The sequence below is a fragment of the Sphingobium lignivorans genome, assembly GCF_014203955.1.
In the GTDB taxonomy this organism is placed as follows: Bacteria; Pseudomonadota; Alphaproteobacteria; order Sphingomonadales; family Sphingomonadaceae; genus Sphingobium; species Sphingobium lignivorans.
Genome location: NZ_JACHKA010000001.1, coordinates 1,728,243 through 1,752,535, shown reverse-complemented (window position 1 = coordinate 1,752,535; position 24,293 = coordinate 1,728,243). Strand labels below are relative to the sequence as shown.

The window sequence follows — 24,293 nt, the reverse complement described above, 5'->3', positions numbered from 1 at the left end:
CATGTTTCTATCGTGGCATGAGTATTTCATAATAATAATATTTATTATAAGCTGAATGATAAAAGCAGCCATGCATCCGACCAGATATTTCTGGTGCTGATGTGCCAGCGCCCAATAAAGATCCGCAAGAAAATACTCCCTTGAAGGCCCGATAATTAGAATTAGGTATAATTGGAACATTTGTGGTTGCTGTTTGAGGAGGATTGCCGCCAGTGTTGAAAATTCCGATTTTTTCATTAACGGAAATACACATTTCTTCGATTATTATTATATACATGACAAGTTCTGTTCTATCGCAAGCGGGCAATCCAATGTTATTAAAGTTGTTATTAGCTGAAAAAGCATACTCTACACCCCCTAGAACCTGCGACGATACTGGAGGCTTCTGCCAAATAATGTTTCCTCCTGCGGAATCAAAAATATTGCAGCTTTTGTCTGTTGGAGAGCTATTATTCATATAATCCGATGAATAGACAAATTTATCTGAATAAAAATTCAATTTGCTTTCATCACACCCGTTACTGATCATTAATCTTGAAATCGCGCTATTAATTGATGCGGCATACTGTTGTATAACCGCTATATCACTTAGCCCCTTTTCTTTTGAGGAGCTTTTACCGCCTCCGCGTGTCGAGCTTGTGACCGTATACGAAAGTGCTGCGAAGAGAGCGACTGCGAGCAAAATGATAAAAAGGACATTTCCGGACGAGCGCGACCGTTTATAATGCATTGAATATAACTGTGACGATACATTAGTGGATTAATATTAACAAAAATATTATATCTCATTTATATCAAAGATGGCAACAGAGTGCCGTATTGTAAATTACAATCATACATCATCGGAATATGCTTTGGAGCTCGATATCACGGAGCCAATCAAATTTGGCTACTTTCTCTTCATCTGTATTGGCGCAATAGGCTTACCCTGAGCCTTACATCCGACATTTCTCTGGTCTTTTCGCTTTTCCCTTTAACCGTTTTTCTACCTGTGTCTTTTCCGCCCCGTCGGGTCGCTGGTTACGTTCGTATCGCCCGATGAATGGTGATGGGTGCAAGGCGTGTGAGCAGCCTTCTCCACGTCCGTTTCGATTGCGGGCAATGCACCTCATTCATGCGGACTGATTTTTCCTCCTCAACGCGGCCCATCGGGAGCGGCGCAAGACAAACAGGAGGAATCCATGTTCAAAATGACCAAAGGCGATCTGGCAAAGAAATCCGACGCTCAGCTTGCCGCGCTGTTTCAGCAGGCAACGCTCGGTCTTTCCGCCGCCAAGTCGGACCTAGCCTCGGCGCAATCGCTGCTCGCGATGATCCAAGCCGAACGCGCAAACCGCCGTCCGTCCCCATAGCGACGATAAAGGGGCGCTATCGGCGCCCCTTCCTTTCTTCCTTGCTATCGTTGACGCGCATGACGACGCGACCGTTGAGCGGAAGGGCATTGAGGCTCAGCGTGAAGCCCTTCCCGTCGCGTGTGGCCCATGCAACGCCGATGTCGGTCCAGCGGGCGTTATCACTCTCGCCATTGACCGTGTAGAGCCGGTGGGTCGGGCGGTTGTTAGAATTGGTATCGGGCATTTCGTTCTCCTGTCTGTTGCTCCGAAGGACCATTCCTTCGGTTCATGGGGAGACAGGCGGAGCGAACGGATAAGCCGCCGATCAAAGGATGGCGAAGCCACCTGTGGTTCGGACCTGCACAAGCGAAGCGCGGAAGGGAGAAGCCTTGAACGGCGGCGCGTTCGCGGGAAAAACCCCATGCAAGAACCGATGGGATGGTCCTGCCTCCGACAGGGAGAAGGGGCGATAATTCCGAACTCGACGTTTCCCCCGAATGACCTCTCCGGCGCGGCAAATGATGGCGGCTGCTATCGTGATGCACCTAAGGATTCGGAGGTACTATATGGCCACAAACCTCCAATAGTCGTCTAAAATCAGACTTTTATCGCCATTTTCATGAAGCTTTCTTGTTAGAAATATCTGTGGTATTATCTAACAGGAAAAGAGAGCGAAACCATGTCTGCCATAGCCGACAAGATCATGAACCGCATACGCGGCAAGGGCCGTGGGTGGGTGTTCACCCCTCGGGATTTCATTGACCTTGGCGCACGAGGCGCGGTCGATGTGGCGCTTTCACGCCTGACAAAATCGAGCGCGATCCGGCGCATCGGGCGCGGCCTATATGACTATCCGCGACTTCATGCCAAGCTCGGGGCGCTAAGTCCCGATGCGGATAGCCTCGCGCAGGCCGTATCCACGCAGAGCCGGGACAAGGTGTTCGTCTCGGGCGCTACTGCCGCGAACAATCTGGGGCTTTCGACTCAGGTTCCCGCTCGCGCCACCTATGCGACAACCGGACCTTCGCGGATCAAGAAGGTGGCAGGCCCGAACGCTTGCACTGAAGCATGCGCGCGCGCCGCTGCTCGATAAGGCATCCGACCGCGCCAATTCGATTGTGCAGGCGATGGCGCATTTAGGCCGAAACAATATCGACGCCGACACCATCCAACGCTTCGCCGACCGGCTCGACGACCGCGATATGAAGGCGCTTATCGCCTCGCGCCCGCAAATGCCGGGGTGGATGGGCGATATCGTGCTGAAAATCGGAGCGGCAAAGAATGGATGATTTCGCCCACAGAGCGGCGGCGGATCGCCGAGCCTATATCGAGGAAGCCGCCAACCGCCTCAATCTCACGCCTGTCATCATCGAAAAGGATTTCTGGGTCTGCTGGACGCTCAAACGGCTGGCGAGCTGCCCGGACCTCGCCGGGCAACTGACATTCAAGGGCGGCACGTCGCTTTCCAAAGCCTACGGCATAATTCACCGCTTTTCCGAAGATATAGACCTGACCATCGCCCGCACGGCTCCGCTCGTGTGCGATGTGAACTCGCCGATGGAAGATGGCGTTAGTGGCAAGGAACGCGACCGGCGCTCGAAGGCGTTGAAACAGGCCGCGCAGCAATATGTCGCAACCGTCGTCATGCCCGTGCTGACGCGGGAGATTGAAGCCGCGCTGGGCACGGCGGAAGGATGGAGCATCACGCTCGATCCCGAGGACACCGACGCGCAAACGCTGCTGTTCAACTATCCCGGCGCGATACAGAGCGGTATCATAACGACAGAGCAGGGCATTCCGATAACAACAGAGGCCGGCCATCTGATAGTCACTGAAAATTACAGTGCCTACATCAAGCCCCGAATAAAGCTCGAATTTGGGGCGCGGGGCGAAACGGAGCCTGCGGAAACGAAAAGCGTCAGGCCCTATCTGGCGGAAGTGTTTCCTGACGAATTGCCTGATGCCGCGTGCGAACTTGCCACGCTGGCTGTCATCCGCACCTTCTGGGAGAAGGCGACGATCCTCCACGCTCTGCATCACAACGGCAAGCTGCGCGATGGCATGTCTCGGCACTATTACGACACGCTGATGCTCGCGGGGAGCGGTGTCGCAGATGAAGCACTGGCGAGGCCTGATCTGCTTGAACTGGTTGTGCGGAACAAGAGCCTGATGTTTACTGATAAGTCGGCGTCATATGAAACGGCGACGTTCGGGTCGCTACGCCTCACGCCGTCCGATGAAACGGTGGCCAAGCTGAAACAGGATTACGCGGCGATGGCCGAAATGTTCATGGTCGATCCGCCAACCTTCGATGATCTGCTCGCGGGGATCGTCGCGCTCGAAGCGAAACTCAATGACCCATCAAGAACCTGAAACCTATGGCGTGTCCGCATCGTCCTATCTTCGCCGTGCTCGGGAACGCGTGCTGGATGGTACGAAAGCCGCGCTTTTCTATGCCGCGCTGGAACTCCGCTGCTGTGTCGAGGCGCGGCAGGCAGAGTATATCGAGCATCTTAGCGCCTATAAGGGGCAAAAACTGCGCCCCTACAGGCTAGGCGAGAACCGCAGTAAAATCGCCAAGATTTCAGGCGGCAAACTCATTGCGAAACTGACATTCGAGCTTGGCGACGGCGAAGTATTGGAAGGCTATCATACGCCCGTCCCCGCATCTCTCGTCAGATATTGCGAAAAGCATCTGGACAATCTCCGTCATGCTCAATCGCGCTTTCGCGGGCATGACGATGAATTCTGGAATAGGACTCGCACCGATCTAATCGCCCACTACCGGCTGGCGTGGATATCATGCCAAGGGAATATGATGGTTCCGCCGCTATGGAGCGCGAACAGTAAGAAAACGCATCCAATGGTATTTGAGATCACCGATGGCAACCGGGCCGCGATGGAGCGCATGAAGGAGTCGGTCGGCGAGCATTTCAACGTTCACGTCAGCTATCTTGAGCATCCGCCGGAATCATGGGTGTGTGATCTCTGACGGATCGCCTGTTCTGTTCGAAGGCATATTTCAAAGCCCACATTTGCCGTAGGCTTGTAGAATACGCAGCGTGTCGAAGCCATCAATGAGACAGAAGGTCCGCAGGTCGCCCATTCGCTGGGCATAGGCACGCATTGCCGCTCTCACCGGGTTCTCGATTTCGTGACAATGCTGAAGGATCAACAGATCGGCAGGCTCGGAAAACAGGCGGTCGATCTGGTCGCCGTTCGCGCCCAAATCCTTCATCTTCATCGGATGAAATTTCGCCGGTCCTTTGAACGCAAAGGCAGTCGATATCCTGCGGCTGTCGATGGTGAGGCTAGTTGTGAACAGGTCTGATTTTTCGCCGCCCCAGTCCTTGGGCACAGCGGCCTCGCCGATGATTTCGGCGAAGGCTTCCTTCACTGCCTTCTCGGGAATGTCCTTGAGCGCATCCAAAGCTTTTTTGGATCTCGCCCTTCTAAGGTCATGGGCCTTCGAGAAGTTGTCGATCTGCTCGATGAACACTTCCAGCCTGTTATCCCATTGACTGCCAATTAGGCTTCTGGGCTTCGTCCAGCTTGGAACTGGATTGGCGATGATCCACGGGATTGCGTGGATCACATTGCCTTCAATATGCGTGACGGCACCGGCGATCAGAAGGCGCTTTTGCCCTTGCAACTCAGACCATGACGAATTCGAAGTGAAATGGTCGTGGCTGAACCGGAAGGTCACTTTCCAACCGGGGCGGAAGTCATCGAGCTTGGCGTAGGCTTCCGCCTGCGGGACCGGCATCTTTCCTTTCTCCAGCGCCTTTCCGACTTCGCCCAGACCCCGGCAAAAGAAATTGGTGTAGAATGTGAAAAAGCTACCCTTTCGGAGCACATCCGCCATAAGCAACTGGCCGAGCGATGGCGGTTTTGTGATCTTTAGCCAGTCCGTCATCAAGTCCTTGAACGCGCTCAAGGTCGCGAGATGGCGTAAATGGTCATTCCCGGCAGCGATGTGAGGGACGCTATTCACCAGTTCGGCGACGCGGCGCTGATTGATGTACCAACAGGTAAGATCAAAATCCTCCGGCGCATTCTCGGCGGTCAAATCATCCATTCTTTTATGTTCCGCGTTGTAAGAATTTATCGAGATAGGCTGAGGTATTCTTCTCAACCTCCGGGAAGAGAAAGCGCATCAGCGGGAGCAGCGCGTCATCGGGTATGAACTCCGGATCATATGCACGCATTCGTTTTGAAATGGCCGCGATCCGCGTTTTCCACTTTCCCTTAGTGTCTTGCTCCGCGATCAGCTTAGATCGGTCGTAAAGCTTCAACGCATGTCCGAACGTCATTGCCGATCAGCGCCCATGCAGGAACGACGGGGGAATTGATGTCATTAAGACGGAGATCGCGATAGCGGACGCCGACACATACTGTTTTGGATTTTTGCCCCTGTGGCGCGTCGCCTTCAAGTGAGTAACCCACGCCGCTGCTGTTTGCGGTGAAGATATTGACGGGCCGATCCTTGCGCGTCGTCACGCGGTTGCCGATCACGACCGGAACCTGACCTTCGGCCTTCAGGGCAGCCTGTATCTCGGCGGCTGGACCGCATTGACCCGGCTCAAGCGCAATGGCGGGAGATGAGAAAAAAATCAGCGATACAAACACAAGTCCAGAAGAGCGCAGGAACATAAATCGCGGTCCCGTTAACGGTGGAATTCGGGACTCCCGTCAGCTTTTGTTCAGGGATGGAAGATGATAGTGTTTTATTCAACAGACTGGTCTTTCCTGTTCTCAACAAGGACGGGATAAGGACCATCTCATAAACCACCAATTTTGAAACAGCCGCCGAAGCCCTGATCGGCGGCGGAACGGAAGCTGTGCGAATTGGCTATGCGCGTGTCTCAACTGACGACCAGTCGCTGAATCTTCAACTCGACGCGCTGCGCGCTTCTGGATGTGCGCGCATCTTCACCGACAAGCTTAGCGGCAAATCACGCAAGCGGCCCGGCCCTCGACAAGGCACTGGCAGCGCTGAACGCGGGCGATCAGCTCGTTGTCTGGCGGCTGGATCGCCTTGGAAGAAATTTTCGTCACCTCGTGGAAATCGGCGACGAACTGCGTGAGCGCGGCGTGAATCTGATTTCGCTTTCCGAAGGTATCGACACGTCGAGCAATGTCGGCGAGATCGTCTTCCGTTTGATGAGCGTGTTTTCGGATTTTGAGCGCAACGCCATCGTGGAGCGCACTCGCGCAGGCCTTGCTGCGGCAAAGGCGAGAGGCATAAGGCTTGGCCGCACTCCGGCAATGAACGCTCATCAGATTTTGGAAGCCCGCCGTTTAATTCACTCCGGCGTTAAGAAGGATGAAGCCGCGAGGATAATCGGCGTTGGGAGGTCCACACTGTATCGTCATCTTTGATGCAGGCATAATCAGGTACAACTGTAATAAATGCCGACACACGCGCCACACGTTTTTCAGACATTACCAATTATTGATATAAATCAACAATTTGCATCTTACAACTGCGCCATGTTATGCTTGAGCTATAAGCTTCGGTTTCTCGCTACGCGTGAACCTTGAAGTAAAAATTATAAGATGCGCGGTGGCTCGCGTTCATAAAAAACAATTGGCTCGATGCGAACATGTTGACCGCTATTCCCCCGGCAGGTGAATGGCGACGGGATAAATCAATCTCTCTCATGGCTCAATTGAGCGCCGCGCAAGCGGTGGAGGGTGTTTGATGAAACCGCTAACGATGGAAGAGATGCATGAGCTTCGCGTGGAGATCGCGACCCTGAACGTTTCGGACACTGGCAAAGATGATCTGATCCGCTTTCTTGATGCCATCGCAATCTCATTTATCGAACAGGCGTTCGGCTTTTCTGCGGTCCAGCTTTCGTTATCAGCGCGTGCAAACTATGCTTTCAATGGTGGAAAAACTTGTGCTAATCTCTTGTCTTCCGGCATAGACGGACCTGTTGACCTCGATGACGAGGGCGCGATCAACACATTGAGGCCCTACAAAAGAGGGGCAAAGTATTTAGCGACATGAGCATAAACACACAGCAGAAGGCGGTGATATACCGCCGCGTAAGCACCAAAAAGCAGGCTCGCGAAGGCAATGGCCTCGATAGTCAGGAAACGCGCTGCCGCGAATTTGCGAAGTTCCGTTCCTATGAGATTGTCCGCGTTTTTAGCGACGACATGTCCGGCTCGATGGTCGGTCGTCCGGCAATGCTGCAAATGCTCGCCTTCCTGAAAAAGAACCGCAAGGACAATCTCGTCGTCATCATCGACGACATTTCGCGTCTGGCCCGTGGCATCGAGGCGCATATCAAGCTTCGAGCGGAAATTTCATCCGCTGGCGGCTTGCTCGAAAGCCCATCCATCGAGTTCGGAACGGATTCAGATAGCGTGCTTGTCGAGCATCTGCTTGCAAGCGTCGCTGAGCACGCGCGGCGCAAAAACGGAGAGCAGGCCAAGAACCGGATGCGGTCGAGAATGCTCAACGGATATTGGGTTCACAATCCTCCGCTCGGCTATCGCTATCAGCGCAGTTCGGGCGGCGGAAGCATTCTTGTTCGTGACGAGCCTGTGGCGACGATCATCGGCGAGGGGCTGGAAGGTTTCGCCAGTGGGCGCTTCACCTCGCAAGCGGAGCTGAAACGCTTCTTCGAAGCGCATCCGCAGTTTCCGCTGTGCCGCCACGGCCACCTGACGAATGAGCAGGTCAATCGCATTCTGACCTATCCGCTTTACGCGGGATATATCGAAAGCAAAGTCTGGGAAGTGTCGTTCCGCAAGGGGCAGCATGAAGGCGTGATTTCGCTCGAAACATACCAGCGGAATCAGGAGCGTCTGTTTGGCAAACCACGCGCACCTGCGCGGGCAGACGTGCATGTTGATTTCCCGATGAGAGGATTTGTGACCTGTGGCTGCTGTAGCCATCCCATGACTGCGAACTGGAGCCGTGGAAGGCACGGCAAGCGGTTCGCCTATTATATCTGCCGCCATCGTGGCTGTGAGAAGTTTGGCAAGTCTGTGAAGCGGGAGACTGTCGAAGGCGCTTTCGAAAAGATGCTGGGTAAGCTCACGCCCAGCGAGGAACTTTTCAATCTGTTCTCCAAGCTTTTCCGCAAACGCTGGGATGAGGCGAGCGCGAAATTAAACCAGATTCGCGCAGCACTTCGTCTGGAAGTCGCGGCAATGGAAAAGAAGATTTCGATGATGCTGGATCGCGTGATGGCAGCAGAGAGCGCAACCGTCATCAAAAGATACGAGCACGAGATTGAAAAGCTGGAGCGCGAGAAGCTCATTGTCGCGGAAAGGACGGCGCGTTGCGGTACTGTCGCGCCAGACTATGACGCGACTTTTCGAACCGCTTTTGAGTTCATCGGAAACCCTTGGAAACTATGGCAAAATGGCACGTTCGAGGACAAGCGTATCGTGCTGAAACTGACGTTAGACTCTCATCTCGAATATGATTGGAATGAGGGTGTTCAAACCCCTGAAATGTCCTTACCGTTCAAGGTGTTGACGGCTGCCTGCAACCCGAAAAGTAATTTGGCGGAGAGGGAGGGATTCGAACCCTCGATACAGTTGCCCGTATGCCGCATTTCGAGTGCGGTGCTTTCGACCACTCAGCCACCTCTCCGCAGAGGCATGTTGCCGTGAATGACGCGCCTGGCGGCCCGTCCGGCGGATGCTGAGCGCGCGCTGTTAGCGGATGATCTTCGGTTTGCCAAGCGCCCCGCGCGGTAAAACTTGCGCTTGGTCGAAGCCGCACTAAATCATGTCACATGAAGCAATCGCCCAACGACAAGCGCAACGCCATTCCTCCCGAGCTTGCGGCGGCCCTTCCGGGTGCGCTCGGCGCGGCGCCACGCATCGCGCATGCCCGTTTCCGGATCGGGGACACAGTGCGGCACCGCATGTTCGGCTTTCGCGGTGTGGTGTTCGATATCGATCCGGTCTTCGCCAACAGCGAGGAATGGTATGAGGCGATTCCGGTGGCCGCCCGTCCGCCCCGCGACCAGCCTTTCTACCATCTGTTCGCGGATAACGGCGAATCCAGCTATGTCGCTTATGTCAGCCAGCAGAATCTGGTGGCGGACGAGACCGGGGATCCGATCGATCATCCGGCGATCGATGCGCTGTTCGAGCGGAAGGCCGACGGAGGCTATGCGCTGGGCGCCAGTCGCTGGCACTGATTCGGCAGGGATGAAGCGCCGCCCGCTGCGGGCGATCGCTGGCTGCGCTCAGGCCTTGATCTTCCAGCCCTGCCTCAGCCCGCGATAGCAGATCAGCGCCAGCGCGAGATTGAGCCCCAGCATCACCGCAACGCCGACCGCCAGCGGCGAATCGGCCGCTGCCAGGAAGCCGTAGCGAAAGCCCGAGATGGCATAGAAGAACGGGTTCACATGGCTGATAGCCCGGAAGACCGGCGCCACATGATCCATGGAATAGAATGTGCCGGACAGCAGCGAGAGCGGCGCCACCACGAAATTGCCGACGGCGGCGGCATGATCGAATTTCTCGGCCCAGATGGCGGTGAGGATGCCCAGCAGCGCGAGCATGGCCGATCCGGCGATGCCGAAGAAGAGAACCGCCCAGAGATGATGGGGCATGACATTGACGCCGGGCCAGAACATCATCGCGACCCAGATGGTGAACCCCACGAACAGCGATCGGGTGACCGACGAGGCCACAAGCGCGAAGAGCAGTTCGCCCGAGGAGATGGGCGGCATCAGATAATCCACGATGGTGCCCTGCACTTTCGCGGAAAGCAGGGCAGTCGTGGAATTCTGGAAGCTGTTCTGCACCATCCCCATGATGATGAGCCCGGGTGCCACGAAATCGGCGAAGGGCACGCCCATGACCTGCAGGCCGCCGCGCCCCAGCGCGACGGTAAAGATCACCAGGAACAGCAGGGTCGTCAGCGCCGGAGCCCAGACGGTCTGCAGCTGGACCTTCATGAACCGGCGCACTTCCTTCATGTAGAGCGCGTTCATGCCGGCCCAGTTGACGTTGCGGATCACCGGAACGCCGGGCTCGTGCCGGATGAGGGATGCGGAAGAGGGCAGCGGGTTCTGGTCGGCCATGCACCGCCCCTATCGCGTCCCGTTTCGATCGGCAACCGGTCAGCGGGCGGCGCGCGCCATGCACTGGTCATTTGACCTTTTGAGTGCTCGCCCCCATATGGCCTGCTTCACGAGAAGGAATAGTCATGTCCTGGACAGACGAACGCATCGAGCAGCTCAGGCAGATGTGGGAACGCGGTATGACCGCCAGTCAGATCGCCGAGGAACTGGGCGGCGTGAGCCGCAATGCCGTGATCGGCAAGGCCCATCGCCTGGGGCTTCAGGCCCGCCCCTCCCCGGTCAAGGCCACCGATCCGGCCAAGCCTGCCGCGACGCCGCAGGCCCGCAAGGCCGCCGCCGCGCCAGCCAAGGCCGAGCCCGCGCCGGTCGAGGAAAGCCGCGCCGCGCGGCCCCAGCCCAAGGCACCCCCGGTGGTGGAAGCGCGGCCTGCGCCGCAGCCTGCTGCCCCCGCACCCGTCGCCGCCTCCGAAGCGGCGCCGCCGCCGCCCCAGCCGCGGATCGTATCCGTGGGCCCCGGCGGCTTCCTGCGGCAGGGCCCGGGCGACATGCAGCAGCCCATTCCGCCCGCTCCGCCGCGTCGGCTCGTGCCGGCCAAGCCCAGCGCCGAGATCGCCGACAAGACCAGCCTGCTGGATCTCAACGAGCGGATCTGCAAATGGCCGCTCGGCCATCCGGGGGAGCCGGACTTCCATTTCTGCGGCGAAAAGGTGAATCCCGGCTTCCCTTATTGCGTCGAGCATTGCGGGCGCGCTTATCAGGCGCAACTTCCGCGCGGCACCCGCCGCCCGCCCCCGCCCTTGCCTTATGGTGGCCCGCGCGTGCGTTGATGCGCGCCCGCATCTGAACATGAAAAAGGGGCCGCTGGACGGCCCCTTTTCTTTTGCCCGCTGGAGGAGGTGGAAAGGCTCAGCCCTCCACCTACCCCTCATGGCGCGGCTTGCCTCAGAAGCGATAGCTCGCCGTCACGCGCACGGTCTGGTGATCGAACACGTCGTTGGTGCGCTGGATGTCGGTATAACCCGCCGGCGTGATGACGAACGGATTGGTGGTCGAGGCCGGCGAGCCCTGGCCCGCGCGGACCGTGTGGCCGTCGGTGTTGAAGCGCGTGTAGCGATACAGCACGCCGAGCGAGAAATTGTCGGTAATGCGCTGTTCCACGCCGCCGCCGGCCGTCCAGCCCCATTCATCCGCGCTGGTGTTGCTCTCGGTGAAGCTGTTGAACGTGTTGCTGGTGGCGAAGTTGTTCTTCACCTTGGCATAAGCAAGGCCGCCGGTGCCGTAGACGAGCGTGCCGGTGCCGAGCGCATAGCCGGCGCGCAGCCGGGCATTGGCGTCCCAGTCGATCCGGCGCGCCATCACATAGCTGGCGGGCGTCGTGCTGAAGCCACTGACGGCATTGCCGATCATGGAGCGGCCACCTTCGACGATACCGCCGACCACGATGTTGCCGAACTGCATGTCATAGCCGGCATGGATCGACCAGGCGACGCGCTTGTCCTTATCGCCGCCGCATGAGCCGGGCGTCGCGCCATAGGCCCGGCCGCGACAGAAGCCAGGGCTGAACGCATCGCCACCCGTGGGCGTGAAGACCGTGTCGCCGAAATTGCCGTCGCCATTCGTATCGAAGGTCAGGCGTTCCAGCGTGTCACGGTCGAAATTCGGTTGCCAGCTCAGTCCCAGAGATCCCCCCACATATGGCCCGGTCCAGTCCCGGGTCGCGTCTCCCTGCTGTGCAAGCGCCGGCACGGCCGAGCCAGCGATCAGCACGGCCGATAATGACGCAAACAATGATGTCTTCATGATAATATGCTCCCTCCATATGTTGGGCGAGAGCGAAACGACCATCGGCGGGGAGAGTTTCGGCCGGAAACACAATAACTTGCACTTAACGCAATTTTGAGGCTGTTTTGCGTTGAGGCGTGTAGCCCGGCCTGCCGGAAGAGAGAGGATGCGCGCCCGCCCAACCTTCCTTGCGCCCCTATGGCCGCGGCGCTTGCGCTGGTGACTCCGCTCCTCCTATAGCTCGGCCATGTCAGACGATCTGTTCGGCGGCCAGGGCGCACGCACACCCGAAACCTATGATGCTTCCGCGATCGAGGTGCTGGAGGGGCTCGAGCCCGTCCGCCGCCGTCCCGGAATGTATATCGGCGGCACGGACGAGCGCGCGCTGCATCATCTCGCCTCCGAAGTGCTGGACAATGCGATGGACGAGGCGGTCGCCGGCCATGCCACCCGGATCGAGGTAACGCTGGGCGCGGGTAATCGCCTGACGATCAGTGACAATGGCCGCGGCATCCCCGTCGATCCGCATCCGAAATTCCCCGGCAAGTCCGCGCTGGAAGTGATCCTGACGACGCTCCACTCCGGCGGCAAGTTCTCGGACAAGGCCTATGCCACGTCCGGCGGCCTGCACGGCGTCGGCATCAGCGTGGTCAATGCGCTATCGGTGGATACCGAGATCGAGGTCGCGCGGGCCCGGGAGCTGTATCGCCAGCGCTTCTCGCGCGGATTGCCGCTCGGCCCGCTGGAAAAGGTCGGCGCGGCACCCAACCGGCGTGGCACCACCGTCAGCTTCACGCCGGACATCGAGATCTTCCACGAGCTGAAGTTCAAGCCGGCGCGGCTTTATCGCCTCGCCCGGTCGAAGGCCTATCTGTTCGCGGGGGTCGAGATCCGCTGGAAATGTGATCCGATCCTCATCACCGACGATACGCCGGCCGAAGCGGTGTTCCAGTTTCCCGGCGGCCTGTCCGATCATCTGCGCGAGCAGCTCGGCACGCGCGAATGCGCCACCGCCGAATTCTTCCGGGGCATGCAGGAGTTCCCGGAAGGGCCCAATGGCCTCAGCCTCGGGCGCGTCGAATGGGCGGTCGCCTGGCCGCTCTGGTCGGACGGCTCGACAAGCTGGTACTGCAACACCATTCCCACGCCGGATGGCGGCACGCACGAGGCGGGCCTGCGCGCCGCGCTCACCCGGGGCATCCGTGCCTTCGGCGAGCTGGTCGGGCAGAAGAAGGCGAAGGATATCCAGACCGACGACATCATGTCGGGCTGCGAGCTGATGCTCAGCGTCTTCATCCGCGATCCCCAGTTCCAGAGCCAGACCAAGGACCGCCTCACCAGCCCGGAAGCCACGCGCCTCGTCGAAGCGGCGATGCGCGACCATTTCGACCATTTCCTCACCGACAACATGGATCGCGGCAAGGCGCTGCTCGGCCATGTGCTGGAGCGGATGGACGAGCGGCTGCGGCGCCGGCAGGAGAAGGAGATCAAGCGCAAGACGGCGACCTCGGGCCGCAGGCTGCGCTTGCCCGGCAAGCTCACCGATTGCTCGTCCGACGATCCGGAGGGCACCGAGCTGTTCATCGTGGAGGGCGACAGCGCCGGCGGCAGCGCCAAGCAGGCGCGCGACCGCAAGACGCAGGCCATCCTGCCGATCCGCGGCAAGATCCTGAACGTCGCGTCCGCCACCTCGGCGAAGATCCTCGCCAATCAGGAGATCGCCGATCTCATCCAGGCGATCGGCTGCGGCACGCGCAAGGACTGCAATCCGGACAATCTGCGTTACGAACGCATCGTCATCATGACCGACGCGGACGTCGACGGCGCGCATATCGCCACGCTGCTCATGACCTTCTTCTTCCAGGAAATGCCCGAGCTGGTGAAGCGCGGCCATCTCTATCTGGCGCAGCCCCCGCTCTACCGGCTCGTCTCGGGCGGCAAGAGCGTCTACGCGGCGGACGACGCTGCCCGCGAGGCACTGATTGCCGGGCCGCTCCGGGGCAAGAAGGTTGAGGTCAGCCGCTTCAAGGGTCTGGGCGAGATGAACCCCCAGCAATTGCGCGAGACGACGATGGACCCGGGCAAACGCAGCCTCATCCGCATCACGCTGCCGCAGGAATATGAGGAACGCGCGGGCGTCAAGGATCTGGTCGATCGCCTGATGGGCACCAACCCGGCCCATCGCTTCGCCTTCATCCAGGAGAACGCTGCGCAGGTCGACGAGGACGTGATCGACGCCTGAGCGTTCAATCGGCGGTCAGGCCGCCGTGTCGATCCCCAGTTCGGCGAGCTTGCGGTACAGCGTCGAGCGCCCGATGCCGAGGCGCCGCGCGACTTCGGTCATGCGGCCGCGATAATGGCCGATGGCGAGCCGGATGACGTCCGCCTCGATATCGGCCAGCGCGCGCAGATGGCCGTTGGCCTCGTACAGCGTCACGCCGATGCCGTTTTCCTGCGCATTGCGCACGATGGGCGTCACGCCCCGGCGGTCGCTCCGGGCCGCGACATTCTCGATCTGGCCGGCGAGCTGGGGGAAGTCGGCGGCGGTCAGCGCGTCGCCCTCGCAGAGCACGGCGGCACGGAACAGGGTGTTGTGGAGCTGCCGGACATTGCCGGGCCAGTCATGGCGGGAGAGCAGGCCCAGCGCATCGCTGGTGATGCCGAGGCTGCGCATGCCCGGCTGCGCCCCGATGCGGTCCAGCAGGTGGCGCGCAAGGGCGGGAATGTCGCCTGCGCGCTCGCGCAGCGGCGGGATGGTGAGTTGGACGACGTTGAGCCGGTAATAGAGATCCTCGCGGAACCGCCCTGCTTCCACTTCGTCGATCAGGCGCTTGTTGGTCGCGGCGATCACGCGCACGTCCACCTGGCTCGGCATGCGCGCGCCCACAGGCTGGATCTCGCCATCCTGCAGCGCGCGCAGCAGCTTCACTTGCGCTTCGAGCGGCAGTTCGCTGATCTCGTCGAGGAAGATGGTGCCGCCATTGGCGACGCTGAACTTGCCGACATGCCGGTCGAACGCGCCCGTGAACGCGCCGCGTTCGTGGCCGAACAGGTCCGATTCGACGAGATTCGCCGGAATGGCGCCGCAATTGACCGTGACGAGCGGCAGCCGCGCGCGCGGGCTTGCGGCATGAATCGCATGCGCGATCACTTCCTTGCCGACGCCGCTCTCGCCTTCGATGAGGATCGGCACGCGGGCGCGCGCTGCCTTGGCCGCGATGGCGAGCGCCGCGCGGAAGGTCGGCGAGGAACCGACGATCTCGTCGAATCCGAGCGGCGCGCGGATCTTCTCGGTGAGCGGGCGCAGCTCGCCGGCCGATGTGGGATGGCTGAGCACGGCCTGGAGCGCGGCAAGGAGACTGTCCGGTGCGATCGGCTTGATGAGGAAGTCATGGGCGCCCGCGCGCATCGCTTCCACCGCCTTGGCGGCCGAGCCATTGGCGGTAAGAATGAGCACGGGAAGCGTCGGCCGGCGTTCGTGAATGGCGCGGATGAGTGCCGTCGCCTCGAGCCCTTCGGTCCAGTCGTCCACGATCACCGCCGAGAGACGCATGCCTTCGCGCGTGCCGAGCGCGGCCAGCGCATCCTCCGCGCTGTTCGCGCAGATCGTCCGCCACCCGGCGCGGCCGGCCATCGCGACGTTCAGGCGCCGCTGCGCCGGCTCGTCGTCGACCAGCAAGAGAAGTGGATTTTCCGCGTCGCTCATTCTCTCTTCCTGCACGTGCCCCGGGGCTGCTGATAAAGACGGCAGGTAAAGAGCGGATTAAGCGCAAGCCGATCGGGGCATTTCGTCAGCCGGCAAACGGGTCCTCAATCGGCTTGAGAGCGCGAATTCTTGCCGCTAAGACAGGTCGGGAGAGATGAAACAGGGATGACCGAACCTATGGCACAGCAGGACATGACTCAGGCAAACTCCACCTTCACGGGCTTTGTCGCCCTGATGAAGTGGGGTTCGATCATCACCGCGATTCTGGCGCTCCTCGTCATATTGATCATTTCCTGATCGCGCCGGCCCGGCCGCTTCGCTCATGAAGATCGCCGTTCTTCGCGAGACGGCTCCGGGGGAAAAACGCGTCTCCGCTTCCCCGGAAACCGTTCGCAAGTTCGCGGCGCTGGGTGCGCAGGTCATGGTGGAGACCGGCGCCGGCCTCCAGGCATCCATTACCGATGCGGATTATGAAGCGGCCGGGGCCGCGCTTGGCGATCGCGCCGCGACCGTCACGGGCGCGGGCATCGTGCTGTGCGTGCAGGGGCCGGATGCGGCGACGCTGGCCGGTGTGGCGCCCGGCACCCTGCTCGTCGGCGCGCTCGATCCGTTGCGCGAGCGCGCGCGGGTGGATGGCTATGCCGCCGCCGGGCTGGAAGCGCTGGCGATGGAGTTCATGCCGCGCATCACGCGCGCCCAGTCCATGGACATCCTGTCCTCCCAGTCGAACCTTGCGGGCTACAAGGCAGTGCTGGATGCCGCGAGCGAATATGGCCGCGCCTTCCCGATGATGATGACGGCGGCCGGCACGATCTCGGCCGCCCGGCTGTTCGTCATGGGCGTCGGCGTGGCGGGGCTGCAGGCGATCGCCACGGGGCGGCGCCTGGGGGCGCAGGTCAGTGCAACGGACGTGCGTGCCGCCACGAAGGAGCAGATCGAATCGCTCGGCGCCAAGCCGGTCTTCGTGGACGCGGTAGCCGGCATCGAGGGCGAGGGATCGGGCGGCTATGCCTCGGAAATGTCAGACGCGTATCAGAAGGCGCAGGCCGAGCTGGTCTCCGCGCATATCGCCCGGCAGGATATCGTCATCACCACGGCGCTGATCCCCGGCCGCCCTGCCCCGCGCCTCGTTTCGGATGCGCAGATCGCCACGATGCGGCCCGGCAGCGTCATCGTCGATCTCGCGGTCGAGCAAGGCGGCAATGTCGAGGGCGCCGTGGCGGGCGAGATCGTCGAGCGGCACGGCGTGAAGATCGTCGGCCATCGCAACGTGCCGAGCCGCCTGGCTGCGGACGCCGCCGCCCTGTTCTCGCGCAATCTCTACAATTTCCTCTCGGCTTACTGGGACAAGGAGCGCAACGCACCGGACCTGCCGGACGAGGACGAGATCGTGAAGGGCATCCGCCTGACGCAGGGCGGCCAGATCGTCAACGAGCGGTTGTCGGGCTGAACCGCGCGGCGGCGGCCGGCAACTGAGGGATTCACCGGCTGGCGCAGCCTGACGCGCGCCGCCGGACAGGAGACAAGCCGCCGCGAAGGGCGCGCGATGGACGAGCGAGGAGAAGATTGCCCATGGATTTCATCGCCATCCTCTCCATCTTCATATTGGCCTGCTTCGTGGGCTATTATGTCGTCTGGTCCGTGACGCCCGCGCTTCACACGCCGCTGATGGCGGTCACCAACGCGATTTCCTCGGTCATCATCGTGGGCGCGCTCATCGCCGCCGCCGAGGCAGAAAGCACCGCCGGGCAATGGCTCGGCTTCGTCGGCGTGGTACTGGCGTCGATCAACATCTTCGGCGGCTTCGCGGTCACCGGGCGCATGCTCGCGATGTACAAGAAGAAGGAGCGCAAGTGATGCTCTCCGGATTGCCGATCGAGCCGCTGGTCGCGCTCGCTTATCTTATCTCGGGCGTTCTGTTCATTCTCGCGCTGCGCGGACTTTCCAGCCCGGAGACCAGCCGGGCGGGCAATCGCTTCGGCATGCTGGGCATGTTCATCGCGGTCGGCACCACCATCGCCACGCATGATGCCGTCGCCCTGCCCCGCATCGGCCTCGCGCTCGTCATCGGCGGCGCCATCGGCTTCGTAGTTGCGCGACGGATTGCGATGACGGCGATGCCCCAGCTCGTCGCGGCCTTTCACAGCCTGGTCGGGCTGGCGGCGGTCGTGGTCGGCGTCGCCGCCTTCCTCAATCCCGCGTCCTTCGGCATCATCGACGAGGCGAGAGGCGCTATCCAGGGCGCGAGCCGGATCGAGATGGTGCTGGGCGTCGCCATCGGCGCGATCACTTTCTCAGGGTCGGTCATCGCTTTCCTGAAGCTTGCCGGCACGATGTCCGGCAAGCCGATCCTGCTGCCCGGGCGCCATCTCATCAATCTCGCGATCCTGCTGGCGATCGGAGTCTTCGCCTTCGGCTTCTGGCACGGGCAGTATCCGCTCGATTTCTGGCTCGTGCTGGCGCTCTCCTTCGTCATCGGCTTCCTGCTCATCATCCCCATCGGCGGGGCGGACATGCCGGTGGTGGTCTCCATGCTGAACAGCTATTCGGGCTGGGCAGCGGCCGCGATGGGCTTCACGCTGGAAAACAGCGCGATGATCATCACCGGCGCGCTGGTCGGCTCCTCGGGCGCCATCCTCAGCTACATCATGTGCCGGGCGATGAACCGCAGCTTCTTCTCCGTCATTGCCGGCGGCTTCGGCGCGGAATCGTCCGGCGGCAGCGATGGCGAGGCAAAGGAGCAGCGCCCCTGGAAGCGCGGATCGGCCGAGGATGCCGCTTTCCTCATGAAGCAGGCAGAAAGCGTCATCATCGTGCCGGGCTACGGCATGGCGGTCAGCCAGGCCCAGCATGCGCTGCGGGAAATGGCGGATATGCTCAAGGCCCAGGGAGTGAATGTGCGCTATGCGATCCACCCGGTCGCGGGCCGGATGCCCGGTCACATGAACGTCCTGCTTGCCGAGGCGAACGTGCCTTATGACGAAGTATTCGAGCTTGAGGATATCAACAGCGCTTTCGCCCAGACCGACATCGCTTTCGTCATCGGCGCGAACGACGTCACCAATCCCGCGGCCCGCACGGACAAGTCCTCGCCGATCTACGGCATGCCGATCCTCGACGTGGCCAATGCCAGGACCGTGCTGTTCGTGAAGCGCTCCATGGGCGGCGTCGGCTATGCCGGCGTCGACAATGACGTCTTCTACATGGACAACACGATGATGCTGCTCGCCGACGCCAAGAAGATGGTCGAGGATATCGTGAAGGCGCTGGGGCACTGACCGACCGGCCAACGCGGGCACAGGCGCGACCGGCGGCATGCCCGCACGGCTTGCCATTCCTCCCGCATTCGTCGAACAATGGGCGCCATGAAGAAACTCGGCCTCATCGGTGGCATCTCCTGGACGTCCACCGCCCGCTATTATGACCTCATCAACCGCGCCGTGCAGCGCGAGCTGGGCGGGCTGCACAGCGCCACCTTGCTGATCGATAGCCTGGATTTCGCCGATGTGGCGCGCTGCGCCTCGGCCAATGACTGGGCCTGTGGGGCCGGCCATATGGTGGGCGCGGCTCGCCGGCTGGAGGCAGGCGGCGCGCAGGCACTGATGATCTGCGCGAACAGCCTGCACAAGGTCGTGCCGCAGATCCAGGAGACGGTCGATATCCCGATCATCCACATCATCGACGAGATCGGTGCCCGGCTGAAGGCGGACGCGGCGAAGTCCGTCGCGCTGGTCGGGACCAGCAATGTCATGATGGACCGGGATTATCGCCAGCATCTCGTCTCGGCGGGCGGTGTCAGCCTGCTTCCCGCCGACGCGGAGCTGGCGCAGCGGATCGACCGCATGGTCTATGACGAACTGGCCGCCGGCAAGGTGACGCGCGATGCCGAGCGCTACATGAAGTCGGAGCTCACCGACATCGCCAAGGAGGATGTGCAGGCCGTCGTCCTTGCCTGCACCGAGCTGGATCTCGTCGTCGATGTCCATGCCAATGTGCTGCCCATCTATGACAGCACGATCATCCACGCCGAGGCCGGAGCGCGGTTCGTCCTCGACACATAGGGAACCCGCTGGAAGCGCGATCGGAGAGAGGAAGTATGCGTGTCATGGTGCTGGTCAAGGCGACCGCCGAGAGCGAGGCGGAGAGTGCGCCGCCCGAATGGACAGCCGACATGATGCAGGCGATGGGCCGCTTCAACGATGACCTGCGCGAGGCGGGCATCCTGCTCGCCGCCGAGGGGCTCCAGCCCTCCCGGCATGGCAAGCGCGTCGCCTTCGACGGCGCGGACCGCACCGTCATCGACGGGCCATTCGCGCAGACGAGCGAGCTGGTGGCCGGCTACTGGCTGTGGGAGATCCGGGACATGGATGAGGCCGTCGCCTGGGTGAAGCGCTGCCCCAACCCCATGCCTGTGCCCAGCGAGATCGAGATTCGGCCCCTCTACGGGCCCGGCCCGAGCGACTGAGCTTCGGCCCGGCGCCACGGCAAGCGCAGCCTTCGCGGAACCATGCGAACCCACATGGCATTGTAGGGCCATGGACTTCAACGCTTTCACCGCCCGCTTCGTCTCTTCCGGGCGTGAAGGCTGGCGCCGCATGACGCGCTCACGACGGGTGCGATGGATCGCCATCGCCTCGGCATCGCTGCTCCTGCTGCTCGTTCTTCTCCTCGGTGCCTTTCCGGTCGGCATGGCGAAGGGCTGGCTGGAGCGGAAACTGTCCAGTGAGCTGAATGCGCCGGTCAGCATCGAGTCCCTTGGCCGGGAGCCTTTCTTCTCCTTCTCGCCCACGCTCGTCGTGCGCGGCCTGCGGATCGCCCAGCCGGACTGGGCGGGCCCGGGCGACCTGCTGCGCGCGCAGGATGTGCGGGTCCGCGTCGCGCTCATTCCCGCGCTCACCGGAAGCGGCCGCGCGATCAGGGGCGTTCATGCGCGGGGCGCCCTGCTCGCGCTGGTGCGGGACGAGAACCGCCGCAGCAACTGGAGCGGCGAGCGCGATGGCAAGCGCGCGGGCAACGGCGGCGCATCGTCCATCGATCTGGCCGATCTCGTCGTCACGGACAGCCGCTTCACCCTGCGGGACGCAAGGCGAGGCCTGGAGATCGCCGGCACCATCGAGGCAGGTGCGACCACCGGCCTTGCCGCGCGCGCGACCGGCCGCTTCCATGGCGAACCGATTGAGGCGAGCGTGAAGGGCGCCGCGATCGCGGGCCGCCCCGCAGGCGCGGCTTATCCCTTCCAGCTCGCCCTTTCCTCTCCCCTGCTGCAACTCGATGCACGCGGGACCATGAAGGGCGCGCTCAACACGAGCGACATGGCCATGACCATATCCGCACGCGCGCCATCGCTCAAATATCTGGACGACATCATCGAGGCTGGCCTGTTCGGCACGCAGCCGATCGATCTGCGCGCCAGCGTGCGCCGGCAGGGGCAGGACTGGTTCCTCGATCGGCTGAGCGGCAGCGTGGGCCGCTCGCGCCTCACCGGCCGGGCCGAGATTCTGAAGCGCGAGGGCCGCTCGAAGATCGATGCCACCATCGCGTTCAGCCAGTTCGATTTCGACGATCTCGCCGATGATGCCGGCCTCGCGGCACAGGCTGCGCTGGAGGCGCGCATCGGCCCGCGCGTGCTGCCGAACACCCGCATCAATCTCACCAAGGTCGGCCCCACGGACGGCACGATCCGCTTCACGGCCGCCCGGCTGCTGTTCAAGTCCCCCTCCGTCTTCCGCTCGCTGCGCGGCAAGATCAGCCTGCAGGGCAAGGTGCTGCAGCTGGATGATGTCGAGGCAGGGCTCAGCAGTGGCCGCCTGACCGGCCGCCTGCTCGTGGATCATCGCGAGGGGAAGTCGCCCCGGCTCGATCTCGATCTCAGGCTGCGCGGCGGGCGGCTGGGCGCCCTGCTCGACATGACGGAGCAGATCGACGCGCCGGTGAATGCGCGGATCGCGCTCTCCGGCCGAGGCGATACGATCCGCGCCGCGCTTTCGAAGAGCGCGGGGCATGTCGGCCTCGCTGCCGGCGAAGGGCGGATTTCCCGCACCATCGCGGCCGTTCTCGCGCAGGACATGGGCAAGGCGATCGGCGCTGTGCTGGGCGATGGCGACGCCCCCGTTCCGCTGCGCTGCATCGCCATCGGCTTCCGGGCGCGTGGTGGCATGCTGACCGCGGCACCCTTCCTCGTCGAGACGGAGGTCTCGCGCAGCCGGGGCGAAGGCACGATCAATCTCGATGGCGAGCGCATCGCACTGAGGATCGGTGGCGCATCCCGCGAGTCCAGCGGATTGCCGATGGTCGATCCGCTCGGCCTGGAAGGCACGCTGTCCGCCCCGTCGCTGGATCTCGCTGCTGGACGGAAGGGCGACGGCGGGGGCGTGGCCGGCGCGGTGGTCCGCTCGATCGGCGGCGCGCTTGGCCTCGTCGACAAGCGCGGACCGGCGGTGGACGCGAGTGGCCCGTCGAACTGCCGCACCCTTTCGGAGCGCGTCCTCGCCAGGGGCCTGCCCGAGCGTCCGTGAGTTCTCGGGCTGATCGGCGCCGATCCTGCCGTTCTCAGACCCCGGTCTTGAACGGCGTGAACGCGGTGCGCTCGTCGAACACGTCCAGCCCTTCGCCGCGCTTGAAGAGATTGACGAAGAAATAGGTCGCCGGCGTCAGCACGATTTCCCAGCCCACCTTGAGGGCCCAGTTGGTCACCATCACCAGCAGCACCTGTTCGCTCGTCCAGATCCCCAGGAACGCGAGCGGATAAAAGATCAGGCTGTCGACGCCCTGCCCCACGATGGTCGAGCCGATCGTGCGGGTCCACAGGTACTTCCCGCGCGTCAGGATCTTCATCTTCGCGAGCACGAAGCTGTTGGTGAGTTCGCCGGCCCAGAAGGCGAGGATGGACGCCAGCACGATGCGCGGCACCTGGCCGAAGACCGCATCATAGGCGCCCTGCCCGTCCCAGCCGTCGGCCGGCGGCAGCGAGACCACGACCCAGCTCATGAAGGCCATGAAGACCATCGCGCCGAAGCCTACCCAGATGCAGCGCCGCGCGCGCGCATAGCCATAGACTTCCGTCAGCACGTCGCCGATCACATAGCCGAGCGGAAAGAAGAGGATGCCCGCGCCGAAGGTGAAGCCGCCCAGCGTGGCGAGCTTGGCCGCCCCGATCACGTTGGAGAGCAGCAGGATGGCGACGAACGCCGCCATCACCACGTCATAATAACGCAGCTGCCGCCCATGCAGCACGCTGGCATCGACATGGACGGGGCGGTGCATGGAAGGATCGACAGCCATCCCTCATCTATGCCGCGTCTCGCTCCCGGGAGCAATCATGCGCAGGCGCCGGTTTCCCGGCACGCGCCCCACAGGGAAACACCGCTACTGCCGCCATCGCCCGACTCCATCCCGCGGGCATCTTTCCACCCCGTCAGATGTTTCCATCCGGCCGGAAAATGCTCTAAGGGCGTGGCCGGGCGCCCGTAGCTCAGTTGGATAGAGCATTCGCCTTCTAAGCGAATGGTCGCAGGTTCGAATCCTGCCGGGCGCGCCAATCAATTCAGTAATTTGGCAATCCTCCTGCGTGGCGACCGATCGTGCTGGGAACTATCAGAGCACACGTGCGGGCAATTGGGTTGCAATGTGCTATCTGCGAAGGCATCGTCATAATGCAATCTGTGTTGGGGGGCACAATGTGGAGATTTCTCGTAGCAATGTTTTGCCTGATTGGCGGAAACGCATCAGCCCAAACTATTCGAAATTCAGTTCTACCTAACATCGGGGAGAGGTCTACTGCCACCGTTGGCGACGTTATCTATGAGAAAACCAAGATGACGATAATTCCAGCCTATGTCATTGATTCTGGTTTCAGTGGAAAAAATGTTTTTGCGACTGTTACCGTTGCGCCGGGTGACAAATTTATTGCCATTAAAAGCAAAACTAAACTTAAGGCTTGCCGATCTCCAAATTTGGAGGCGTTTTTTAATGGAGTGTACGATGCCTGCCTTTATGACGACGACGGTGATGGATCATTTGATCGTTACGGCGCCAACGAATTGCAGGGAGGAAAAAAACTTAAGAATTCCATTCCATATCGAGCAAGCGAGTTTATCGAGCCGACATCAGATTCGATAAAGCAGCAGGTGATATTCCTTGGTTCAACCAAAGATTCCCTTAGGCTATCTTACAGAGAATTTATCAATGACATGGCTCGCCCCGCCTTTACGGAGGAATATATATTCCCGTTGGAAACGGCATTTCCTCAAATAATTGGCTTCAAAGGAGTGAAGCTAACCATTTCCGCGATTAATCGCGCTGGGATTCATTATACAGTCGACTCGACGCCGTAATTTGCACGATCCGTCACGATTCCTGGGTTGAGCTGGGCCAGCACGAGGCGTTGCAATGCCCGCCCCAAGGGGC

General features: G+C 61.2%; 25 protein-coding genes, 2 tRNA genes and 2 pseudogenes. 20 read left to right on the top strand and 9 right to left on the bottom strand.

The genetic code is table 11. The features are described from left to right. Positions 1 to 7: 7 nt before the first annotated feature. Positions 8 to 730 (bottom strand): hypothetical protein, encoded by a 723-nt coding sequence (locus HNP60_RS07925; protein ID WP_184215023.1) that lies wholly within the window; start codon positions 728 to 730, stop codon positions 8 to 10. A 451-nt stretch (positions 731 to 1,181) separates the two neighbouring features. On the opposite strand from HNP60_RS07925, the gene HNP60_RS07920 reads away from it, so the two are divergent. After that, a complete protein-coding gene (locus HNP60_RS07920; RefSeq protein ID WP_184152255.1) occupies positions 1,182 to 1,352 on the top strand; it encodes a hypothetical protein in 171 nt (56 codons plus the stop codon). Between the two features lie 16 nt (positions 1,353 to 1,368). On the opposite strand, the gene HNP60_RS07915 is transcribed toward HNP60_RS07920, so the two are convergent. Next, entirely contained in the window at positions 1,369 to 1,578 is a 210-nt protein-coding gene (locus HNP60_RS07915; protein ID WP_184152253.1) for a hypothetical protein, read from the bottom strand. Positions 1,579 to 2,013: 435 nt separating this feature from the next. On the opposite strand from HNP60_RS07915, the pseudogene HNP60_RS07910 reads away from it, so the two are divergent. The 3 genes and pseudogenes from HNP60_RS07910 (at position 2,014) to HNP60_RS07900 (ending at position 4,326) form a co-directional block, all read left to right on the top strand. Beyond that, positions 2,014 to 2,623: pseudogene (locus tag HNP60_RS07910) on the top strand (DUF6088 family protein). Then, positions 2,616 to 3,707, top strand: a complete 1,092-nt coding sequence (locus HNP60_RS07905; protein WP_184152252.1) for a nucleotidyl transferase AbiEii/AbiGii toxin family protein — start codon at positions 2,616 to 2,618, stop codon at positions 3,705 to 3,707. The pseudogene HNP60_RS07910 and the gene HNP60_RS07905 overlap by 8 nt, the downstream one beginning before the upstream one ends. Continuing rightward, a complete protein-coding gene (locus HNP60_RS07900; RefSeq protein WP_184152250.1) occupies positions 3,688 to 4,326 on the top strand; it encodes a hypothetical protein in 639 nt (212 codons plus the stop codon). The genes HNP60_RS07905 and HNP60_RS07900 overlap by 20 nt, the downstream gene beginning before the upstream one ends. Before the next feature lie 30 nt (positions 4,327 to 4,356). Here the strand turns inward: HNP60_RS07900 and HNP60_RS07895 are convergent, their stop codons facing one another. Together HNP60_RS07895 and HNP60_RS07890 are read right to left on the bottom strand one after the other, a co-directional pair. Further along, positions 4,357 to 5,412, bottom strand: a complete 1,056-nt coding sequence (locus HNP60_RS07895; RefSeq protein ID WP_184152249.1) for a hypothetical protein — start codon at positions 5,410 to 5,412, stop codon at positions 4,357 to 4,359. Positions 5,413 to 5,606: 194 nt separating this feature from the next. Continuing rightward, the gene (locus HNP60_RS07890; protein ID WP_184152248.1) at positions 5,607 to 5,987 is read right to left on the bottom strand and encodes a hypothetical protein; all 381 of its coding nucleotides are present in this window, start codon (positions 5,985 to 5,987) and stop codon (positions 5,607 to 5,609) included. A gap of 188 nt (positions 5,988 to 6,175) precedes the next feature. On the opposite strand from HNP60_RS07890, the gene HNP60_RS20180 reads away from it, so the two are divergent. From HNP60_RS20180 to HNP60_RS20295, 4 genes and pseudogenes are all read left to right on the top strand, one after another. Beyond that, the gene (locus HNP60_RS20180; protein ID WP_338056699.1) at positions 6,176 to 6,421 is read left to right on the top strand and encodes a recombinase family protein; all 246 of its coding nucleotides are present in this window, start codon (positions 6,176 to 6,178) and stop codon (positions 6,419 to 6,421) included. Next, on the top strand, positions 6,396 to 6,716 hold the full coding sequence (locus HNP60_RS07885; protein ID WP_420825223.1) for a recombinase family protein: 321 nt from the start codon (positions 6,396 to 6,398) through the stop codon (positions 6,714 to 6,716). The genes HNP60_RS20180 and HNP60_RS07885 overlap by 26 nt, the downstream gene beginning before the upstream one ends. A 337-nt stretch (positions 6,717 to 7,053) precedes the next feature. Continuing rightward, positions 7,054 to 7,350 (top strand): hypothetical protein, encoded by a 297-nt coding sequence (locus HNP60_RS07880; protein ID WP_184152247.1) that lies wholly within the window; start codon positions 7,054 to 7,056, stop codon positions 7,348 to 7,350. After that, a pseudogene (locus HNP60_RS20295) lies at positions 7,347 to 8,321 on the top strand (recombinase family protein); the annotation flags it as partial. The gene HNP60_RS07880 and the pseudogene HNP60_RS20295, both read left to right, overlap by 4 nt. Before the next feature lie 541 nt (positions 8,322 to 8,862). Here the strand turns inward: HNP60_RS20295 and HNP60_RS07865 are convergent. After that, a tRNA-Ser gene (locus HNP60_RS07865) sits at positions 8,863 to 8,952 on the bottom strand. A 145-nt stretch (positions 8,953 to 9,097) separates the two neighbouring features. Here HNP60_RS07865 and hspQ point away from each other — a divergent pair. Further along, positions 9,098 to 9,508: a heat shock protein HspQ gene (gene hspQ / locus HNP60_RS07860; protein ID WP_014075905.1), complete on the top strand. Its 411-nt coding sequence runs from the start codon at positions 9,098 to 9,100 to the stop codon at positions 9,506 to 9,508. Between the two features lie 48 nt (positions 9,509 to 9,556). On the opposite strand, the gene HNP60_RS07855 is transcribed toward hspQ, so the two are convergent. Next, a complete protein-coding gene (locus tag HNP60_RS07855) occupies positions 9,557 to 10,399 on the bottom strand; it encodes an ABC transporter permease (protein WP_184152246.1) in 843 nt (280 codons plus the stop codon). Between the two features lie 125 nt (positions 10,400 to 10,524). Here HNP60_RS07855 and HNP60_RS07850 point away from each other — a divergent pair, with 125 nt between their 5' ends. Continuing rightward, complete coding sequence (locus HNP60_RS07850; RefSeq protein ID WP_184152238.1) at positions 10,525 to 11,226, top strand: GcrA family cell cycle regulator; 702 nt, start codon at positions 10,525 to 10,527, stop codon at positions 11,224 to 11,226. Positions 11,227 to 11,341: 115 nt separating this feature from the next. On the opposite strand, the gene HNP60_RS07845 is transcribed toward HNP60_RS07850, so the two are convergent. Beyond that, on the bottom strand, positions 11,342 to 12,199 hold the full coding sequence (locus HNP60_RS07845; RefSeq protein ID WP_184152235.1) for an outer membrane protein: 858 nt from the start codon (positions 12,197 to 12,199) through the stop codon (positions 11,342 to 11,344). A gap of 229 nt (positions 12,200 to 12,428) precedes the next feature. Here HNP60_RS07845 and parE point away from each other — a divergent pair, with 229 nt between their 5' ends. Continuing rightward, positions 12,429 to 14,423, top strand: a complete 1,995-nt coding sequence (gene parE, locus HNP60_RS07840; RefSeq protein ID WP_184049462.1) for a DNA topoisomerase IV subunit B — start codon at positions 12,429 to 12,431, stop codon at positions 14,421 to 14,423. Positions 14,424 to 14,438: 15 nt separating this feature from the next. Here the strand turns inward: parE and HNP60_RS07835 are convergent, their stop codons facing one another. Continuing rightward, positions 14,439 to 15,887, bottom strand: coding sequence for a sigma-54-dependent transcriptional regulator (locus HNP60_RS07835; RefSeq protein WP_014075900.1), 1,449 nt, complete (start codon positions 15,885 to 15,887; stop codon positions 14,439 to 14,441). A gap of 165 nt (positions 15,888 to 16,052) precedes the next feature. Here HNP60_RS07835 and HNP60_RS07830 point away from each other — a divergent pair, with 165 nt between their 5' ends. The 7 genes from HNP60_RS07830 to HNP60_RS07800 all read left to right on the top strand — a co-directional run bounded on the left by HNP60_RS07830 (position 16,053) and on the right by HNP60_RS07800 (position 22,402). Continuing rightward, positions 16,053 to 16,184, top strand: coding sequence for an aa3-type cytochrome c oxidase subunit IV (locus HNP60_RS07830; RefSeq protein WP_184152232.1), 132 nt, complete (start codon positions 16,053 to 16,055; stop codon positions 16,182 to 16,184). Positions 16,185 to 16,209: 25 nt separating this feature from the next. Then, complete coding sequence (locus HNP60_RS07825) at positions 16,210 to 17,337, top strand: NAD(P) transhydrogenase subunit alpha (RefSeq protein WP_184152229.1); 1,128 nt, start codon at positions 16,210 to 16,212, stop codon at positions 17,335 to 17,337. Positions 17,338 to 17,459: 122 nt separating this feature from the next. After that, entirely contained in the window at positions 17,460 to 17,744 is a 285-nt protein-coding gene (locus HNP60_RS07820) for an NAD(P) transhydrogenase subunit alpha part 2 (RefSeq protein WP_184152226.1), read from the top strand. Then, positions 17,744 to 19,165, top strand: a complete 1,422-nt coding sequence (locus tag HNP60_RS07815; RefSeq protein ID WP_184156951.1) for an NAD(P)(+) transhydrogenase (Re/Si-specific) subunit beta — start codon at positions 17,744 to 17,746, stop codon at positions 19,163 to 19,165. Before HNP60_RS07820 ends, HNP60_RS07815 begins: the two co-directional genes overlap by 1 nt. A gap of 87 nt (positions 19,166 to 19,252) precedes the next feature. Then, positions 19,253 to 19,948, top strand: coding sequence for an aspartate/glutamate racemase family protein (locus HNP60_RS07810; RefSeq protein ID WP_184152223.1), 696 nt, complete (start codon positions 19,253 to 19,255; stop codon positions 19,946 to 19,948). A 35-nt stretch (positions 19,949 to 19,983) separates the two neighbouring features. Next, entirely contained in the window at positions 19,984 to 20,352 is a 369-nt protein-coding gene (locus HNP60_RS07805) for a YciI family protein (RefSeq protein WP_184152220.1), read from the top strand. Between the two features lie 70 nt (positions 20,353 to 20,422). Then, positions 20,423 to 22,402, top strand: a complete 1,980-nt coding sequence (locus tag HNP60_RS07800; protein WP_184152217.1) for an AsmA family protein — start codon at positions 20,423 to 20,425, stop codon at positions 22,400 to 22,402. A 34-nt stretch (positions 22,403 to 22,436) separates the two neighbouring features. Here HNP60_RS07800 and HNP60_RS07795 read toward each other — a convergent pair whose 3' ends face one another. Continuing rightward, positions 22,437 to 23,168 carry a queuosine precursor transporter gene (locus HNP60_RS07795; RefSeq protein ID WP_260394779.1) on the bottom strand — a complete coding sequence of 244 codons (732 nt, stop codon included), beginning with the start codon at positions 23,166 to 23,168 and terminating at the stop codon, positions 22,437 to 22,439. A 179-nt stretch (positions 23,169 to 23,347) separates the two neighbouring features. Between HNP60_RS07795 and HNP60_RS07790 the strand changes: the two genes are divergently transcribed. Continuing rightward, a tRNA-Arg gene (locus HNP60_RS07790) sits at positions 23,348 to 23,424 on the top strand. A gap of 277 nt (positions 23,425 to 23,701) precedes the next feature. Next, the gene (locus tag HNP60_RS07785) at positions 23,702 to 24,220 is read left to right on the top strand and encodes a hypothetical protein (protein ID WP_184215034.1); all 519 of its coding nucleotides are present in this window, start codon (positions 23,702 to 23,704) and stop codon (positions 24,218 to 24,220) included. Positions 24,221 to 24,293: the final 73 nt, after the last annotated feature.

Bases quoted from the DNA above. Each gene is read 5' to 3' on its own strand.
- HNP60_RS07925 (WP_184215023.1), bottom strand. From the start codon at position 730: ATGCATTATAAACGGTCGCGCTCGTCCGGAAATGTCCTTTTTATCATT.
- HNP60_RS07920 (WP_184152255.1), top strand. From the start codon at position 1,182: ATGTTCAAAATGACCAAAGGCGATCTGGCAAAGAAATCCGACGCTCAG.
- HNP60_RS07915 (WP_184152253.1), bottom strand. From the start codon at position 1,578: ATGCCCGATACCAATTCTAACAACCGCCCGACCCACCGGCTCTACACG.
- HNP60_RS07905 (WP_184152252.1), top strand. From the start codon at position 2,616: ATGGATGATTTCGCCCACAGAGCGGCGGCGGATCGCCGAGCCTATATC.
- HNP60_RS07900 (WP_184152250.1), top strand. From the start codon at position 3,688: ATGACCCATCAAGAACCTGAAACCTATGGCGTGTCCGCATCGTCCTAT.
- HNP60_RS07895 (WP_184152249.1), bottom strand. From the start codon at position 5,412: ATGGATGATTTGACCGCCGAGAATGCGCCGGAGGATTTTGATCTTACC.
- HNP60_RS07890 (WP_184152248.1), bottom strand. From the start codon at position 5,987: ATGTTCCTGCGCTCTTCTGGACTTGTGTTTGTATCGCTGATTTTTTTC.
- HNP60_RS07880 (WP_184152247.1), top strand. From the start codon at position 7,054: ATGGAAGAGATGCATGAGCTTCGCGTGGAGATCGCGACCCTGAACGTT.
- hspQ (WP_014075905.1), top strand. From the start codon at position 9,098: ATGAAGCAATCGCCCAACGACAAGCGCAACGCCATTCCTCCCGAGCTT.
- HNP60_RS07855 (WP_184152246.1), bottom strand. From the start codon at position 10,399: ATGGCCGACCAGAACCCGCTGCCCTCTTCCGCATCCCTCATCCGGCAC.
- HNP60_RS07850 (WP_184152238.1), top strand. From the start codon at position 10,525: ATGTCCTGGACAGACGAACGCATCGAGCAGCTCAGGCAGATGTGGGAA.
- HNP60_RS07845 (WP_184152235.1), bottom strand. From the start codon at position 12,199: ATGAAGACATCATTGTTTGCGTCATTATCGGCCGTGCTGATCGCTGGC.
- parE (WP_184049462.1), top strand. From the start codon at position 12,429: ATGTCAGACGATCTGTTCGGCGGCCAGGGCGCACGCACACCCGAAACC.
- HNP60_RS07835 (WP_014075900.1), bottom strand. From the start codon at position 15,887: ATGAGCGACGCGGAAAATCCACTTCTCTTGCTGGTCGACGACGAGCCG.
- HNP60_RS07830 (WP_184152232.1), top strand. From the start codon at position 16,053: ATGACCGAACCTATGGCACAGCAGGACATGACTCAGGCAAACTCCACC.
- HNP60_RS07825 (WP_184152229.1), top strand. From the start codon at position 16,210: ATGAAGATCGCCGTTCTTCGCGAGACGGCTCCGGGGGAAAAACGCGTC.
- HNP60_RS07820 (WP_184152226.1), top strand. From the start codon at position 17,460: ATGGATTTCATCGCCATCCTCTCCATCTTCATATTGGCCTGCTTCGTG.
- HNP60_RS07815 (WP_184156951.1), top strand. From the start codon at position 17,744: ATGCTCTCCGGATTGCCGATCGAGCCGCTGGTCGCGCTCGCTTATCTT.
- HNP60_RS07810 (WP_184152223.1), top strand. From the start codon at position 19,253: ATGAAGAAACTCGGCCTCATCGGTGGCATCTCCTGGACGTCCACCGCC.
- HNP60_RS07805 (WP_184152220.1), top strand. From the start codon at position 19,984: ATGCGTGTCATGGTGCTGGTCAAGGCGACCGCCGAGAGCGAGGCGGAG.
- HNP60_RS07800 (WP_184152217.1), top strand. From the start codon at position 20,423: ATGGACTTCAACGCTTTCACCGCCCGCTTCGTCTCTTCCGGGCGTGAA.
- HNP60_RS07795 (WP_260394779.1), bottom strand. From the start codon at position 23,168: ATGGCTGTCGATCCTTCCATGCACCGCCCCGTCCATGTCGATGCCAGC.
- HNP60_RS07785 (WP_184215034.1), top strand. From the start codon at position 23,702: ATGACGATAATTCCAGCCTATGTCATTGATTCTGGTTTCAGTGGAAAA.